Annotated in this window: 15 protein-coding genes; 7 read left to right on the forward strand and 8 right to left on the reverse strand. The window is 74.7% G+C overall.

Annotation, left to right across the window (positions count from 1 at the left end):
* The first annotated feature begins 35 nt into the window (after positions 1–35).
* Positions 36–527 (forward strand): Lrp/AsnC family transcriptional regulator, encoded by a 492-nt coding sequence (locus ACIRFH_RS17240; RefSeq protein WP_403521327.1) that lies wholly within the window; start codon positions 36–38, stop codon positions 525–527.
* Between the two features lie 78 nt (positions 528–605).
* A complete protein-coding gene (locus ACIRFH_RS17245) occupies positions 606–2,294 on the forward strand; it encodes a DUF885 domain-containing protein (protein WP_403521329.1) in 1,689 nt (562 codons plus the stop codon).
* Positions 2,295–2,527: 233 nt separating this feature from the next.
* Here the strand turns inward: ACIRFH_RS17245 and ACIRFH_RS17250 are convergent, their stop codons facing one another.
* Complete coding sequence (locus ACIRFH_RS17250; RefSeq protein ID WP_403521331.1) at positions 2,528–3,007, reverse strand: rhodanese-like domain-containing protein; 480 nt, start codon at positions 3,005–3,007, stop codon at positions 2,528–2,530.
* A 122-nt stretch (positions 3,008–3,129) separates the two neighbouring features.
* Between ACIRFH_RS17250 and ACIRFH_RS17255 the strand changes: the two genes are divergently transcribed.
* Positions 3,130–3,576 carry an Lrp/AsnC family transcriptional regulator gene (locus tag ACIRFH_RS17255; RefSeq protein WP_403521333.1) on the forward strand — a complete coding sequence of 149 codons (447 nt, stop codon included), beginning with the start codon at positions 3,130–3,132 and terminating at the stop codon, positions 3,574–3,576.
* Positions 3,577–3,583: 7 nt separating this feature from the next.
* Here ACIRFH_RS17255 and ACIRFH_RS17260 read toward each other — a convergent pair whose 3' ends face one another.
* The 4 genes from ACIRFH_RS17260 to ACIRFH_RS17275 form a co-directional block, all read right to left on the reverse strand.
* On the reverse strand, positions 3,584–6,580 hold the full coding sequence (locus ACIRFH_RS17260; protein ID WP_403521335.1) for an AAA family ATPase: 2,997 nt from the start codon (positions 6,578–6,580) through the stop codon (positions 3,584–3,586).
* Positions 6,577–7,740 carry an exonuclease SbcCD subunit D gene (locus ACIRFH_RS17265; RefSeq protein ID WP_403521337.1) on the reverse strand — a complete coding sequence of 388 codons (1,164 nt, stop codon included), beginning with the start codon at positions 7,738–7,740 and terminating at the stop codon, positions 6,577–6,579. Before ACIRFH_RS17265 ends, ACIRFH_RS17260 begins: the two co-directional genes overlap by 4 nt.
* Before the next feature lie 224 nt (positions 7,741–7,964).
* Complete coding sequence (locus tag ACIRFH_RS17270) at positions 7,965–8,591, reverse strand: YigZ family protein (protein ID WP_403521339.1); 627 nt, start codon at positions 8,589–8,591, stop codon at positions 7,965–7,967.
* Positions 8,592–8,850: 259 nt separating this feature from the next.
* Complete coding sequence (locus tag ACIRFH_RS17275; protein ID WP_403521341.1) at positions 8,851–9,594, reverse strand: hypothetical protein; 744 nt, start codon at positions 9,592–9,594, stop codon at positions 8,851–8,853.
* 129 nt (positions 9,595–9,723) lie between these two features.
* On the opposite strand from ACIRFH_RS17275, the gene ACIRFH_RS17280 reads away from it, so the two are divergent.
* The 3 genes from ACIRFH_RS17280 to ACIRFH_RS17290 all read left to right on the forward strand — a co-directional run bounded on the left by ACIRFH_RS17280 (position 9,724) and on the right by ACIRFH_RS17290 (position 12,250).
* Positions 9,724–10,131 (forward strand): CoA-binding protein, encoded by a 408-nt coding sequence (locus ACIRFH_RS17280; RefSeq protein ID WP_403521425.1) that lies wholly within the window; start codon positions 9,724–9,726, stop codon positions 10,129–10,131.
* Positions 10,132–10,257: 126 nt separating this feature from the next.
* The gene (locus ACIRFH_RS17285; RefSeq protein ID WP_403521343.1) at positions 10,258–11,490 is read left to right on the forward strand and encodes a 4-hydroxybenzoate 3-monooxygenase; all 1,233 of its coding nucleotides are present in this window, start codon (positions 10,258–10,260) and stop codon (positions 11,488–11,490) included.
* Positions 11,491–11,590: 100 nt separating this feature from the next.
* A complete protein-coding gene (locus tag ACIRFH_RS17290; RefSeq protein WP_403521345.1) occupies positions 11,591–12,250 on the forward strand; it encodes a hypothetical protein in 660 nt (219 codons plus the stop codon).
* Positions 12,251–12,325: 75 nt separating this feature from the next.
* Here ACIRFH_RS17290 and ACIRFH_RS17295 read toward each other — a convergent pair whose 3' ends face one another.
* Positions 12,326–12,883: a YbaK/EbsC family protein gene (locus ACIRFH_RS17295; RefSeq protein WP_403521347.1), complete on the reverse strand. Its 558-nt coding sequence runs from the start codon at positions 12,881–12,883 to the stop codon at positions 12,326–12,328.
* A 43-nt stretch (positions 12,884–12,926) separates the two neighbouring features.
* Complete coding sequence (locus ACIRFH_RS17300) at positions 12,927–13,499, reverse strand: helix-turn-helix domain-containing protein (protein ID WP_403521349.1); 573 nt, start codon at positions 13,497–13,499, stop codon at positions 12,927–12,929.
* A 97-nt stretch (positions 13,500–13,596) separates the two neighbouring features.
* Here ACIRFH_RS17300 and ACIRFH_RS17305 point away from each other — a divergent pair, with 97 nt between their 5' ends.
* Positions 13,597–14,454, forward strand: a complete 858-nt coding sequence (locus ACIRFH_RS17305; protein ID WP_403521351.1) for a DMT family transporter — start codon at positions 13,597–13,599, stop codon at positions 14,452–14,454.
* A 64-nt stretch (positions 14,455–14,518) separates the two neighbouring features.
* Here ACIRFH_RS17305 and ACIRFH_RS17310 read toward each other — a convergent pair whose 3' ends face one another.
* Positions 14,519–15,322: an acyltransferase gene (locus tag ACIRFH_RS17310; protein WP_403521353.1), complete on the reverse strand. Its 804-nt coding sequence runs from the start codon at positions 15,320–15,322 to the stop codon at positions 14,519–14,521.
* Positions 15,323–15,389 lie beyond the last annotated feature (67 nt).

The following is a 15,389-nucleotide window of genomic DNA, read 5'->3' on the forward strand; positions in this document are numbered from 1 at the left end:
ACCACCGGGGGAGATCCCCGTGCTACGTTCGGCGGATGGCCGATTCCGTCGTACTGGATCCGGTGGACCTCCGTCTGCTGCGGCTGCTGCAGAACGACGCCCGGACCACCTACCGCGACCTCGCCGCCCAGGTCGGGGTCGCGCCGTCGACCTGCCTGGACCGGGTGACCCGGCTGCGGCGGGCCGGGGTGATCCTCGGCCACCGGCTGGAACTGGACCCGGCGAAGCTGGGGCGGGGCCTCCAGGCACTGCTGTCGGTGCAGGTGCGCCCGCACCGGCGGGAGCTGGTCGGGCCGTTCGTGGAGCGGATCCGGGCACTGCCCGAGTCGCGCACCGTCTTCCATCTGACCGGCCCGGACGACTACCTCGTGCATGTCGCGGTCGCGGACATGACGGACCTGCAGCGGCTGGTCCTGGACGAGTTCACCTCCCGCAAGGAGGTGGCCCGCGTCGAGACGCGGCTGATCTTCCAGCAGTGGGAGTGCGGTCCCCTGCTCCCGCCCGCCTCCCCGGGCACCACGCCCTGAGCGAAATCCGGCCGCCCGCGGCACCGGGCCGGACGAAGCGGGCTGACGCGGCACCCGTATCCGTACGAGGATGTCCGCATGTCAGAGACCAAGAGCCCGCTGCCCCGCGAGGTCGCCGACGCCTACGTCGACGAGCTCATCGCCCTCGACCCGGTCACCGGTACGTATCTCGGTGTGCCCGAGAGTTCCAGCCGCCTGCCCGACTTCTCCCCGGCGGGGCAGGAGGCCCTCGCGGAGCTGGCGCGGGCCACCCTGGCCCGGCTCGACGAGGCCGAGCGCCGGCCCGGCGGCGACAGCGACGTGGAGCGGCGCTGCGCCCGGCTGCTGCGGGAGCGCCTGACCGCCGAACTCGCGGTGCACGAGGCCGAGGAGGGTCTGCGCTCGGTCGGCAACATGGAGACGGCCGCGCACTCGGTGCGCGAGGTCTTCACGGTGACGCCGACCGGGACGGACCAGGACTGGGCGCGGATCGCCGAGCGGCTGCGCGCGGTGCCCGCCGCGCTGGCCGGCTACCGGGAGTCCTTGGCCCTGGGGCTGGAGCGCAAGCTGTACGCGGCGCCGCGCCCGACCGCGACCTTCGTCGAGCAGCTCGGCGAGTGGGCGGACACCGGTGAGGGGCGCGGCTGGTTCGAGGACTTCGCCGCCGCCGGCCCCGAGGCGCTGCGCACGGAGCTGGACGAGGCCGCGCGGGGCGCGACCGCGGCCGTGGTGGAGCTGCGGGACTGGATGCGCGACGTGTACGCGCCGGCGATCGAGGGCGCCCCGAACACGGTGGGCCGCGAGCGCTACGCCCGCTGGGCGCGCTACTACAACGGCACCGACCTCGACCTGGACGAGGCGTACGCGTACGGCTGGGCCGAGTACCACCGGCTGCTCGCGGAGATGAAGCAGGAGGCGGAGAAGATCCTGCCGGGTGCCGAGACGCCCTGGGTGGCGCTGGCGCACCTGGACGAGCACGGCCGGCACATCGAGGGCGTGGACGAGGTCCGCGACTGGCTCCAGGACCTGATGGACCAGGCGATCGACGCGCTGGACGGCACCCACTTCGAACTCGCCGAGCGGGTGCGGAGGGTGGAGTCGCGCATCGCCCCGCCCGGCAGCGCGGCGGCCCCGTACTACACGCCGCCGTCGGAGGACTTCTCCCGCCCCGGCCGCACCTGGCTGCCGACGATGGGCCAGACCCGCTTCCCGGTCTACGACCTGGTGTCCACCTGGTACCACGAGGGCGTCCCGGGCCACCACCTCCAGCTCGCCCAGTGGGCGCACGTCGCCGAGGACCTCTCCCGCTACCAGGCGTCGGTGGGCATGGTCAGCGCCAACGCCGAGGGCTGGGCGCTGTACGCGGAGCGGCTGATGGACGAGCTGGGCTTCCTGACGGACGCGGAGCAGCGGCTCGGCTACCTGGACGCGCAGATGATGCGGGCCGCGCGGGTCATCGTGGACATCGGCATGCACCTGGAGCTGGAGATCCCGGCGGACTCCCCGTTCCACCCGGGCGAGCGGTGGACGCCGGAGCTGGCGCAGGAGTTCTTCGGCGCGCACAGCAGCCGCCCGGCGGACTTCGTGGAGAGCGAGCTGACCCGGTACCTGACGATCCCGGGCCAGGCGATCGGCTACAAGCTCGGCGAGCGGGCGTGGCTGCTGGGCCGGGAGAACGCCCGCAAGCGGCACGGCGACGCCTTCGACGCGAAGGCGTGGCACATGGCGGCGCTCTCCCAGGGTTCGCTGGGCCTGGACGACCTGGTGGACGAACTGTCGCGGCTGTGAGCCCGGCTCACCGCCCGGAGCCGCCCTCGCGGCCAGGGCCCTGACCGCCCGTGACCCACTCCGCCTCGCCCGTGGCTCGCCACGGGCGAGGCGGAGTGGGCCGGACGTCCGCCGCGCCGAGGGCGCCGGGCACACGGCGGGCGGCTCGTCCTCGCGGCCGGTGGCGCACCGGTGGACGGAGGCACCGTGGTCCGGCTCCGCGTGCCGCACCGTGCGGCCGGACCGCGCGTCCGTCAGCAGCCGCAGTCGGCCGCGTCCACCGGTGCGGTCAGCGGATCAGCGGGGCGGCTCTCGGCGCCCTGCCAGGTCTCGTACGCGAAGCCCTCGCGCACCCAGTACTCGAAACCGCCGAGCATCTCCTTGACCTGGTACCCGAGTTCGGCCAGGGCGAGCGCGGCGCGGGTGGCGCCGTTGCAGCCGGGGCCCCAGCAGTAGGTGACGACCGGCACGGCCGGGTCGAGGAGCGCGGCGGCCTGCTCGGGAACGAGCGCGGTCGGCAGGTGGACCGCGCCGGGGACGTGCCCCTGGTCCCAGGACGCGGTGGAGCGGGAGTCCACGACGACGAACCCCGGGTCGCCGCCGGCCGCCAGAGCCGTGGCGACGTCGGAGACGTCGGCGTGGAAGGCGAGGCTCGCCCGGAAGTACGCGGCGGCGTCGGCGGGGGCCGCGGGCGCGACGCGCAGCACGGGGTTGACGGTGGTGACGGCGGTCATGGTCGGGCCTCTCCTCGGTGGATCTCCTGACCGGAAATCTACGGGCGGCGCGCGCCTGCCAGAAGGGACGATCCCCGGCCTTCCCCTTGATCCGCCGGGGATTCCCCTGCTATCCATCCGGGATGACCACGTATTCCCCGGACGCCACCGACTGGCTCATCCTGGACGTCCTCCAGCGGGACGGGCGGACCGGTTTCGCCGAGCTGGCCCGTACCGTATCCATGTCGGCGAGCGCGGTGACCGAGCGGGTGCGCCGCATGGAGGAGGCCGGGATCATCCAGGGGTACGCGGCCGTCGTCGACCCGGAACGGCTGGGCATGCCGATCCTGGCGTTCGTGCGGCTGCGTTACCCGACCGGCAACTACAAGCCCTTTCACGACCTGGTGGCCGTCACGCCCGAGATCCTCGAGGCGCACCACGTCACGGGCGACGACTGCTTCGTGATCAAGGTCGCGGCCCGTTCGATGCGGCACCTGGAGGAGGTGTCGGGGCGGATCGGCGCGCTGGGCTCGGTGACGACGAGCGTCGTGTACTCCTCACCGCTGCCCCGTCGTCCCCTGGGGCGCTGAGGGCGGCTCAGCCGGCGCCCCGCTGCCGCAGCACGGAACCCGACCGGCCCTTGACGACCTCCAGTTGGGCGTGGATACGGCGTCGCAGGTCTGCGACGTGGCTGACGATGCCGACGCTGCGGTCCCGTTCGCGCAGCGAGTCGAGGACGTCGAGGACCTCGTCGAGGGTCTGGTCGTCGAGGCTGCCGAACCCCTCGTCGATGAAGAGGGTGTCCAGGCGGACCCCGCCCGCCTCGTCGGTGACGACGTCGGCGAGGCCGAGCGCCAGGGCGAGGGAGGCGAAGAAGGTCTCGCCGCCGGACAGGGTCGCCGTGTCCCGTTCCCGGCCGGTCCAGGCGTCGACGACGTGCAGTCCGAGGCCGCTGCGTCCGCGGCCGGTGCGGTCGTCGGAGTGGACGAGGGTGTAGCGGCCGGAGGACATCCGCCGCAGTCGTGCGGTCGCCGCGGCGGCGACCTGTTCCAGCCGGGCCGCGAGCACGTACGACTCCAGGCGCATCCGGCGCTCGTTGTCCGCCGAGGTGCCCGCGGCGAGGGTGGCCAGGCGGGCGACGCGGTCGTACTCCTCGCGCAGGGGGGCGAGCCGGCGCACCGCGGTGGCGGCGTGCGCGGACAGCCGGTCGAGTTCGGCGCAGCGCCGGGCGGCGGCGTCGCGCGCGGAGGAGGCGTCCCGCAGTCGTCGGCCGGCGTCGGCCGCGTCGCGTTCCGCGGCGGCGAGATCGGCCGGCGGCTGCCGGGCGGCGTCGGCGGTGTCGGCCTCGGCGAGGACCGCGCGGACGGCGGCCTCCTCGGTCCCCCAGGCGTCCAGCCGCCGTTGCAGGTCGCGGTGGGCGGCGGCGTCGAGGAGTGCGTCGGCCGCCTCCCGCGGCGTGTCGAACCCGGCCCGGAAGGCGGCGTCCGCGAGGCGGGCGTCGGCGTCCTTGAGTCGTTGGGCGGTGTCCTCGGTGGCGCGCGCGGCGTCGGCGGCACCGGTGAGCAGGGCGGCCCGCCGCTCCAGCTGATCGGCCCGCGCCGCCACGCTGCCGGCCGTGCCGCGCGCCTGGGCCAGCTCCCCTTCCAGGGCTGCCTGTTCACGCTGCAGCCGTTCCCGGTGGGCCACGCGGGAGGCGGCCCGGACGGCGGTCTCCTGCCGGGCCGCGATGCGCTGCTCCCGTTCGCGCTCCGCCCGGCGCAGCTCCTCCTGCGCGGCGTGCAGCCCGGAGGCGAGGGCCCGCGTCCGCGCGTACCGGCGCTCCAGTTCCTCGGCTTCTTCGGCCAGTCGCTCCATGGGGGTGTCCCCGGCCTCCGCGGTGGCGGCGGCGAGCGCCTCCCGTACGGAGGAGAGGTGCCGTTCGGCGTCGGCGCGCCTCTCCTCCGCCTCCTGGTGGTCGGTGAAGGCCCGCTCCTCGGCCTCCCGGCCGACGTGCCCGGTGACCCGGCGCGCGGGGGCGGGGTGTTCGGTGGCGCCGCACACGGCGCAGGGTTCGCCGTCGGTGAGGTGTGCGGCGAGTTCGGCGGCGATGCCGTTCAGCCGCTGTTCCTTGAGGTCGAGCCAGTGGGCACGGGCCTCGACGGCGTCCTGTGCCGCGGCCAGCGCCTGCCGCTCCGCGGTCTCCACCGCACCGGCGAGCCGGTCCCGTTCCCGGGCCGCGGTCAGCCGCCGCCGCGCCGGATCGCGCTGCACGGCGAGCTGTTCGGCGCGGGTCGCGGCCTCCTGTGCGGCGTCGACGCGGGCCTGGAGAGCGCCGCGGTGCGCCTCCCAGTCGGCCAGCCAGGTCTCCGCCTCGTGCCGGACGTCCTCGTCGGCCCGTTCCTGCCGGTCCAGTCCCTCGTGTTCCGCGGCGAGTTCGGCGAGGCGCCCTTCCGCCCGCCGGGCCGACTCCAGCGAGCCCAGTTCCTCGGCGGTCCGGCGTGCGGCGGCGGCCAGTCCGGCGGCACCGGCGTCGGCGAGCGCGTCGGGCAGCAGGGCGCGTGCCCGTGCCTCCGCTTCGGCCGCCCGCCGGTGTTCGGCGTCGGCGGCGTCCCGCAGTTCCAGGGCGGGGGCGACGGCTTCGGCCTTGCGGGCCCGCTCCATGCGCTGCCGCGCGGCCCGGTGGGCGTCGGCCTGCTCCGCCAGCCGCTCGGCCCGCCGCCGGGCCTCGGCGTGCCGCCGTTGCAGCCGGTCGCGTTCGCGGGTGTCGGCGAGGTGGCGTTCGGCGGCGGCCTGGGCGGTCTCGGCGGCGGTGAGCCGGCAGTCGGCCACGGCCAACAGTTCCCGGGCGGTGCTGCGGGCGACGGCTGCGGCGCTCAGCACGGCCTCGGCGAGGCCCGGGTCGCCCGGTGCCAGCTCCGGCAGGGTCATGGCGTCACCGGCGGCCTGCTGCATCCGGTGGGCGTCCGCGAGCAGCGCGGCGTCCCCTTCCCGCGCCTGGGCCTCGGTCGCGCGGCGCCGTTCGGCGAGGCGTTTCTCGACCTCGGCGAAGCGGCGGGTGTCGAAGAGCCGGCCGAGCAGCTTGCCGCGGGCCTCGGCGTCGGCGCGCAGGAAGCGGGCGAAGTCGCCCTGGGGCAGCAGCACGACCTGGCAGAACTGCTCGCGGCTCATGCCGAGCAGCTGGGTGATCTCCTCGCCGATCTCCTGGTGGGATCGGCTGAGGTCCTTCCATGCCCCGGCCGTCGCGTCGTACTCGCGCAGCCAGGTCTGGGCCTTGTCGACGGTGGTGCCCTTGCCGCGCAGCTTGGGGCGTTCCCAGGGCGGCTGCCGGGTGATCTCCAGTCGCCGTCCGGCGACGGTGAGTTCGAGGCGCACCTCGGTGCGGGTGCCGGCGGCGGCGTGGTCGCTGCGCAGGGTCATGCCCTGGCCGCTGCTCTGCCGGGCGCCGGGGACGGAGCCGTACAGCGCGTAGCAGACGGCGTCGAGGACGGACGTCTTGCCGGCGCCCGTCGGTCCGTGCAGCAGGAACAGCCCGGCCGCCGACAGCTCGTCGAAGTCGACGCTCTGCGATCCGCCGAAGGGCCCGAAGGCCGTGATGTCCAGCCGGTGCAGCCTCACCGGGCCACCTCCCGCACGGTCTCGTCCGCGCGCACCGCGTCGAAGGCGTCCCGCAGCACGGTCCGCTCGTGGCCGTCGGGCCCGACGCCGCGCACGTGCGCCACGAAGTCCTCCGCGATCTGCTGGTCGCTGCGGCCCGCCAGACGCCGGGCGTAGGACACCGCGGGGTCGTCCGGGGCCCGGTCGGGGTCGAAGACGAGGCTGAGGGTGTGCGGGAAGCGCTCGGTGAGCCGGGCCATGGGGTCGGCCGGCCGTACGGGGTCGGTGAGGGTCGCCTCGACCCACGCGTCCTCGTGCCGGGTCAGCTCCGGGTCGGCGAGCAGCTCCTCCAGGGTGCCCCGCAGCCGGGCCAGCGGACGCGGCACCGGGCAGTCGACGCGCTCGGCGGTCACCGAGCCGTCGGCGTCCAGGTCGACGAGCCACATGCTCTTGCGGTGGGCGGCCTCCGAGAAGGAGTACGGCAGCGGGGAGCCCGAGTAGCGGACGCGCTCGGTGATGGTCTGGCAGCCGTGCAGGTGCCCCAGCGCCACGTAGTCCACGCCGTCGAAGACGCCGCAGGGCACGGCGGCGACCCCGCCGACGGTGATGTCGCGTTCGCTGTCGCTCGGCTCGCCGCCGGTGACGAAGGCGTGCGCGAGGACGACGGAGCGGGTGCCCCGCGCGCGGGTGGCGAGGTCGGCGCGGACCCGGTCCATGGCGGCGGCGAGCACGCTCTCGTGCCCGGCCTTCTCGACCCCGAACTCGGCCTTCACCAGGGCGGGTTCGAGGTAGGGCAGTCCGTAGAAGGCCACGTCCCCGTGTCCGTCGGACAGCACCACCGGGATGCCGCATCCCGCCGGGTCGGTGCGCAGGTGGATGCCCGCGCGGTCGATGAGTCCGGCGCCGACGCCGAGGCGGCGGGCCGAGTCGTGGTTGCCGGAGATCATCACCGTCGGCACCCCGAGACGGGCGAGCCGGTGCAGGGCGTCGTCGAACAGCTCGACCGCGGCGAGCGGCGGCACCGCCCGGTCGTACACGTCCCCCGACACGACCACGGCGTCGACGCGGTGCTCGCGCACCGTCTCGACGAGGTGGCCGACGAACCCGGCCTGGGCGCCGAGCATGTTCACCCGGTGGAACGACCGGCCCAGATGCCAGTCGGACGTGTGCAGCAGTCTCACGAGTCCGCTCCGCCCCGCACGTCCATTCCCACCGCAGCCTCACCGTCCGCACGAACGACCACCTGCTGGCGGCCGACTCGCACCACGCTAATACGTCGACGCCTCTCACCTCCCACGAATGTCCGCTCCCCCACCACCCGTCAGCCGGTGTTGTGGCGAAACGTCCGTTTCCGCGCGTCCCGAGGGTGAGCTACCCGACCGGCGCCCCGCCCGGCGCCCCGGTCTCAGACGTCCCCGTACGTCTCCCCGCCCAGCTCGAACCGGGCGGTGCCGGCGGTCGCGTCCGCCAGCCAGCCCCGGAAGGCGTCCACGTCGGCGTCCGGCAGGCCGATCTCGATGGTGACGGCCTCGGCGTACCGCACGTCGCGCACCTCCCGCCCGGTCGCCCGCAGCTCGTTCTGGAGCTTGCCGGCCCGCTGGTGGTCGACGGTCACCGTGGCCAGGCGGAACCGGCGGCGGGTGAGGGTGCCGAGGTTGTCCAGGGCCTCGCCGACCGCGCCGCCGTAGGCGCGGATGAGGCCGCCCGCGCCGAGCTTGACGCCACCGAAGTACCGGGTGACGACGGCGACGACGTACCGCATGTCGCGGCGCAGCAGCATCTGGAGCATCGGGACACCCGCGGTGCCGCCGGGCTCCCCGTCGTCGCTGGCCTTCTGCACGGCGGCGTCGGCGCCGATGACGTACGCCCAGCAGTTGTGGTTGGCGTCGGCGTGCTCCCTGCGCACGGACGCGATGAACGCCTGGGCCTCCTCCTCGGTGGCCGCCGGGGCGAGGGCGCACAGGAAGCGCGAGCGGTTGATCTCGGTCTCGTGCACGCCCGCGCGGGGCACCGTGCGGTACTCGTCCTGCATCCGGCCAGCCTAGTGCCGCGGCAGGCGACGTTCGCCCCGTCGCGACGCCCGGCACGCTCCCCCGGAGGGGGTGCCCCCACTCGCCGCACCGGCCGGAAGCCCGTGTACGTCCGGTACGAGGGCTTCCGGCCGGCACTCCCCCAGCCTCCGCCCGGGGCCCCCGGAGCACGCGCCGGACACCGCTCCTCACCGGGCGAACGTCGCCTGCCGGGGTACCAGTCCGTGGCCGTGAGCCCTCCGGATGCCACCCGGTGCGCGGTCAGGCCGGGGATCCCACATCGCGGACGAGGTCCAGGCCGAGCAGCCGGTCCGCGTAGGCGAAGGTCTCGAAGCGGGCGCCGTCCGGGACGTCCGGGTCGGTCTCCACCCGGTGCAGCACCCGGAGGACGGCGGGGATGTCCAGGTCGTCCTCCCAGGCGGCCCGGAGCCGGTCGCGGACCTCGCCCGGAACGGGGCGGGAGGGCTGCCGGGCCCAGGCGGCGACCGCGCGGCGCAGGCGCGCGAGGGTGGCGCCGGCGTCGTCCAGCGCGGTCGCGTCGAGCCGCACGGGGGTGTTCCGGTGCCGTTCCAGCAGGGCCAGGCGCAGGGCGTGGGGGTCGGCGCCGGTCACGGTGTCCCGCCGCGCCGGGTCGACGGGGGCGACGGCGACCGTCGCGCCGTCGGGAGCGGCGGCGCCCGCGGGCGCGACGTGGAGGGCCTGGGCCGCGCCCGGGCCGCCTGGACCGTCCGGGCCGTCCGGTCCTTCCGGGCCGTCTTCGAAGGGCCGGATGCCGAGGGGGGCGGCGTCCGTCCGCAGTCCGTCGCGGTCCCCCGTGCCGGTCAGCAGCGCCCACACGGGCGTGCCGTCGAGTTCCAGGGCACGGACGAGGAGGTCGGCGACGAGCAGCACGCGCAGGCCGGTGGCGTCCCGGTCCGGCGCGTGCGCCTCGACACGGGTGAAGCCCCGCCGGACGGGGGCGGCGGGGACCGGTTCGCCGGTCCGGGCGTCGATGATGCGCAGCACGGGGTGAGCGTAGGCGGACCGCGCCCCGGGCGCACCGTCGGCGCGCGCCGGAGGCGCCCCGGGAATCACCGGCCACCGGCCTCGGTTGCCGATGACGACCGTCCGTTCATGAGCCCGAGGAGGCCGCCGGTGTACGGCGACGAGGCAACCGTCCGCAAGATCCTCACCGAGCTGGGTGACACCTGGGCCGTGGTGGGCCTGTCGTCGAACCGGCAGCGCGCCGCGTACGGCGTCGCCGGGGTGCTCCGGCGCTTCGGCAAGCGGGTGGTGCCGGTGCATCCCAAGGCGGAGACGGTGCACGGCGAGCGGGGGTACGCCTCCCTCGCGGACATCCCGTTCGACGTGGACGTGGTCGACGTGTTCGTCAACAGCGACCTCGCCGGGGCGGTGGCCGACGAGGCGGTCGCCAAGGGGGCCGGGGCGGTGTGGTTCCAGCTCGGCGTGGTCGACGAGGCCGCGTACGAGCGGACCCGGGCGGCGGGCCTGGAGATGGTGATGGACCGCTGCCCGGCGATCGAGATCCCCCGGCTGGGCTAGCCCGGCGGCCGCGGTCGGGCGCCGCCCGCCGGTGGCTCGGCACGGCCCCGAAGGCGCGCCGCTCCGCCCGACGCGCGGTCGTCGCGGGCGTTCCCGCCGTCCGGCGGCCGCCGCCATAATGCCCCCGTGACCGCCGCCTCCCTCCGTGCCGGCCCCGGTGCCGTGCAGCGTTTCCCGGTCGTCGTCGTGGGCGCCGGTCCCGCCGGGCTCACCGTCGGCAACGTCCTGCGCGCCGCCGGCGTCGACTGCCTGGTCCTGGAGACCGAGAGCCGTGCGTTGATCGAGCGGCGGCCCCGGGCGGGGGTCGTCGAGGAGTGGGCCGTGCGCGGGCTGGAACGGCGTGGGCTGGCGCGGAACCTGCTGGAGCGGGCGCAGGTGCACGGTGAGTGCGAGTTCCGGTTCGCCGGGGAGCGGTACCGGCTGCGGTACGCGGAGCTGACGGGACGGCACCATTACGTCTACCCGCAGCAGTTCCTCGTGACGGACCTGGTGCGCGAGTACGCGGACGTGCGGGGCGGGGCGATCCGGTTCGGGGTGCGGGACGTCCGCCTGCACGACCTGGAGTCCGACCGGCCCTCGGTGTCGTACGTCTGCCCGGATTCGGGTGAACGCCGGTTCGTGGCGTGCGACTTCGTCGCGGGCTGCGACGGTGCGCGCGGGGTGACCCGTACGGCGCTGCCGCCGGGGCGGGCCCGTGTGGCGCGCCACGATCACGGCGTCGGCTGGCTGGCGCTCCTCGCCGAGGCGCCGCCGTCCTGCGACTGCGTCGTGTTCGGCATGCATCCGAGCGGCTTCGCGGGCCACATGCAGCGCAGCCCCGAGGTGACCCGCTACTACCTGCAGTGTCCGCCGGGCGACGACCCGGAGAACTGGCCGCACGATCGGGTGTGGACGGAGCTGCGGGAACGGCTCGCGGCGACCGGTGCCCCGCCGCTCACCGAGGGGCGGCTGATCGAGAAACGCGTCCTCGACATGCACGACCACGTGGTTCAGCCCCTGGTGTTCGGGCGGCTCCTCCTCGCCGGGGACGCCGCCCACCTCACCGCGCCCATCGCCGCCAAGGGCATGAATCTCGCCCTGCACGACGCCTTCCTGCTCGGCGACGCACTGGCCGCCCGTCTCACCGAGGACGACGAGCGGGGACTGTCCGCCTACTCGGCCGCCTGCCTCGACCGGGTGTGGGACTACCAGGAGTTCTCGCAGTGGCTCTCGGAGCTGTACCACGGCACGGCGTCGGGCGATCCGTACCGCGCGGGCCTCACGCTCGCCCGGCTCCGCCGGCTGTTCGCCTCCCGCGTCGCGGCGACGGCGTTCGCCGAGCAGTACCTCGGTGCAGCCACCACCGACCGCCTTACATAGCATGTACACGACGCGCGCCGCGCGGGCCGGGCGGGGAACCCGCCATGCGTGGGCGGCCGTTCCTCCCGGCCGGGCCTCACCGTCAGAGGGAAGAACACACATGCTCCGCCGTTCCACCGTCCTTCGCACAGTCCTGGTCACCGCCCTGGGCATCACACTCACCGCCTGCGGCGGTGACGGGAGCGGCCAGGAAGGTGGTGAGACGTCGAGCCCGGCCACCGCCGGCGCCGCGACCGGCGAGAGCTCCGGGAAGAGCCCCGCCGCGGCGGTGGAGTGGAGCCCCGCGCTGACGCTGGGCCAACCGGCCCCGAAGCTGTACTCGCCCGACGTGACCGGCGGCGGCACCTTCCAGGTGACCGCCGAGAAGATCGTCGAGGGAACCCGGGAGCAGATGGAGGAGGGCCACTACGACGAGGGCGAACTGGCGGGCGGTACCCCCTACTTCGTGTATGTGACGTACACGTTGAAGGAGGGCGACGTCGCGGTCGCCAACGCCGACCTGAACGCCAACGCCGCGGTCCTCGACGAGAACGGCGAACCGGCCGCGCAGCGCCCGGAGGTCCACACCGGCTACGTCGAGGGCGGTTGCCCGGTGGCGGACATCCACTCCGGCTGGGAGGTCGGCGAGAAGCGCACCGTGTGCTCGATCTTCATCGCCGACCCGTCGAAGAAGCCCGCCCGACTCGCCTGGAGCACGGACGCGGAGACCGCCGACGACCACAAGCGGGGCGCCTCCTGGGCGTGGAGCACCACGCGATAGCGGATCCGGCGCCGGGCGGGACGGTCACCCACCCGGCGCCGGCCGTCACGCCACCGCGCGAATGGAGCGGAGGCGTCAGGCGACGCCCAGTCCCTCCAGCACCACGGCGCCGGGCAGCTCCGCGAGGGCCTTGCCCGGCACCAGCAGCTTGCCGCGCCGGCGCCCGCTGCCGACGAGGACGTAGGGCAGGTCGACGACGGCCGAGTCCACCAGCACCGGCCAGCCGGCGGGCAGGCCGATGGGGGTGATCCCGCCGTACTCCATGCCGGTCTCGCCCGTGGCCGTGTCCATCGGGGCGAACGACGCCTTGCGGGCGCCGAGATGACGGCGCACGACGCCGTTGACGTCGACCCGGGTCGTGGAGAGCACCACGCACGCGGCGAGCGTGGTGTCGCCGCCCCGCTTGCCGGAGACGACCACGCAGTTCGCGGACTGTTCCAGCAGCTCGCGGCCGTAGTGCTCGACGAAGACGGCGGTGTCGGCCCACTGCGGGTCGGTGTCGACGTAGAGGATCCCGTCGGCGGGGACGCCGCCGTGCCAGTGGCGTACGGCGTCGGCGACCGGGGCGGTCAGCTCGTCGAGGCGGTCCGGAGCGGGGGTGGCGTCGTCGAAGTGTCCGATGGGTGCGCGCATGGCCGCACGTTAACAACTCCGCACCGACGCGCGGCCGGTCGTCTCAGCGGACGGGCGGTACCGACACCGCCATGATCATCTCCATCGGTTCGTCGCCCTCGTTGGCGTACGTGTGCGGGGTGGCGGCTTCGAAGGAGGCGCTCGCGCCCGTGGGCACGTGGTGGGCCACGCCGTCGACGGTGAGCGTGAGTTCCCCGGCCGTGACGTGCACGAGTTCGACCGTTCCGGCGGGGTGGGGGTCGGAGGGGCTGCTCTCCCCCGGCATCAGGCGCCAGTCCCACATCTCCAGGGGGCCGGGGGCCTCGGCGCCGGCGAGCAGCCGGTTGTAGCTGCCGGCGTCGGTGTGCCAGAGCCGTACGGCCTGCTCGGCGGGGACGACGCGGACCGCGGGCCCCTGTTCGTAGTCGAGCAGGGTGGTGATGCTGACGCCGAGCGCGTCACCGATCTTGACGACCGTGCCGAGGCTGGGATTGGTCCGCGCCTGTTCGATCTGGATGAGCATGCCGCGGCTGACACCGGCCCGCGCGGCCAGTGCGTCCAGTGTGAAGCCGCGCTCGGTGCGCCAGCGTTTGACGTTCCGCGCCAGGGACTGGGTCAGCAGGTCGAGGTCCGACACATTCCGTCCATTATCGTGGATGACATGGTGCAGTTCATTGAACTACGGTGGACTGCACCTGATCGTTCACTGAACTGTACTGCGAGGCGACCGGATCATGACAGCGCTCTTCGCCCTGGCCACCAGCCTCCTGTGGGGCCTGGCCGACTTCGGCGGCGGGACGCTGACCCGGCGCACGCCCGCGCTCACGGTGGTCGTCGTCTCCCAGTCGATCGCCGTCGCCGTGCTCGGCACGATCGTCGTTCTCACCGGCGCCTGGAGCGAGGCCTCACCGCGCCTGTGGTTCGCCGTCGGCGCCGGACTGGTCGGTCCGGTGGCGATGCTCGCCTTCTACAAGGCCCTCGCCCTGGGCCCGATGGGCGTCGTCTCGCCGCTCGGCTCGATCGGAGTCGCCGTCCCGGTCACCGTCGGCCTGGTCCTGGGCGAACGCCCGGGACTGCCGCAGTTCGCCGGCATCCTGATCGCCGTCACCGGGGTCGTGCTCGCCGGCGGGCCACAGCTGCGGGGCGCCCCGGTGCAGCGCCGGGCGGTTCTCCTCACACTGGTCGCGGCCTTCGGTTTCGGCACGGTGATGAGCCTGATCGCCGAGGCGTCGACCACGCTCACCGGTCTCTTCCTCGCCCTGTTCGTGCAGCGCGTCACCAACGTCGCCGCGGGCGGCCTCGCGCTGTGGGCGTCCGTCCGGCGCGGCGCCCCCGCGCTGCCGCCGGAGGGCTTCGCCTGGGGTGCGCTGCCGGCGCTGGCCTTCGTCGGGCTCGCCGACGTCGCGGCGAACGGCACCTACTCGATCGCCGCCCGGCACGGGCCCGTCACGGTGGCCGCGGTGCTCGCCTCGCTCTACCCGGTGGTGACGGCGCTGGCGGCACGCGGCTTCCTGAGCGAACGACTGCGCGGCATCCAGGCGGCGGGCGCGGGTCTCGCTCTGGTGGGCACGCTGTTGCTGGCGGCGGGCTGAGGCGGACGGGGCGTCGTCCCACGCCTCACGCCCACCGGAACAGCAACTGCTCCCGAAGCCCCGTTCACCCCTCGGCGGCCGGCTCCGCGAGCCTTCCCACGGTCCCGTCCCCGTCGTCCAACTCTGCCAGCCGGGCCACCGCGGCCTCGTCCAGCCGCGCAAGTGACCGCAGTTGCTCCGGTGTGACCCCCTCGGGGAGGGGCACCGGGGCCGGGGTGCGCAGCGGCGGCTGCCAGCCCTCCGCGGGCGTCCAGCGCCGTACGACCCGGGCGGGCGCGCCCGCCACCACGGCGTGGTCGGGGACCGTGCCCCGGACCACGGCACCGGCGGCGACCACCACGTTCCGTCCGATCCGCGCGCCGGGCAGGATCACCGCGCCGGTGCCGATCCAGCAGCCGGGGCCGATCTCCACCGGCTCCATCCGGGGCCACTGCTTGCCGATGGGCTGGTGCGGATCGTCGTAGGAGTGGTTGGTGGAGGTGACGTAGACGTACGGGCCGAAGTAGCAGTCGCTGCCGATGGTGACGGTGGTGTCCGCGATGACGTGGCTGCCGCGGCCGAGGACGACTCCGTCGCCGATGCGCAGGATCGGCTCGGGGCCCAGGTCGAGGTCGGGCATGAGTCCGGCGGTCAGGGTGACCTGTTCGCCGATGATGCAGTGGGCGCCGACGTGGATCCAGGGCTCGCCGAAGACCGTGCCGAGCGGGAAGGCGAGCCGGGTGCCCGTGCCCATCGCGCCGAAGCGGAAACGCCCGGGGTGCGCGGCCGTGACGGAGCCGGTGCGCTGCACCCAGGCCCAGCCCGCGTGAACGGCGCGCTGCGCGAGACGGCTGGACCAGGACGAGAACGTGTTCTTGCGCTTCGGCACCCGCTCACGGTACTCAGCACGCGGTGCGGGGACGGCGCCGGAGCTCTGTGATCTTCACCCCACCGGG

Origin of the sequence: Streptomyces sp. NPDC093586 (genome assembly GCF_044764905.1) — a bacterium.
In the GTDB taxonomy this organism is placed as follows: domain Bacteria; phylum Actinomycetota; class Actinomycetes; order Streptomycetales; family Streptomycetaceae; genus Streptomyces.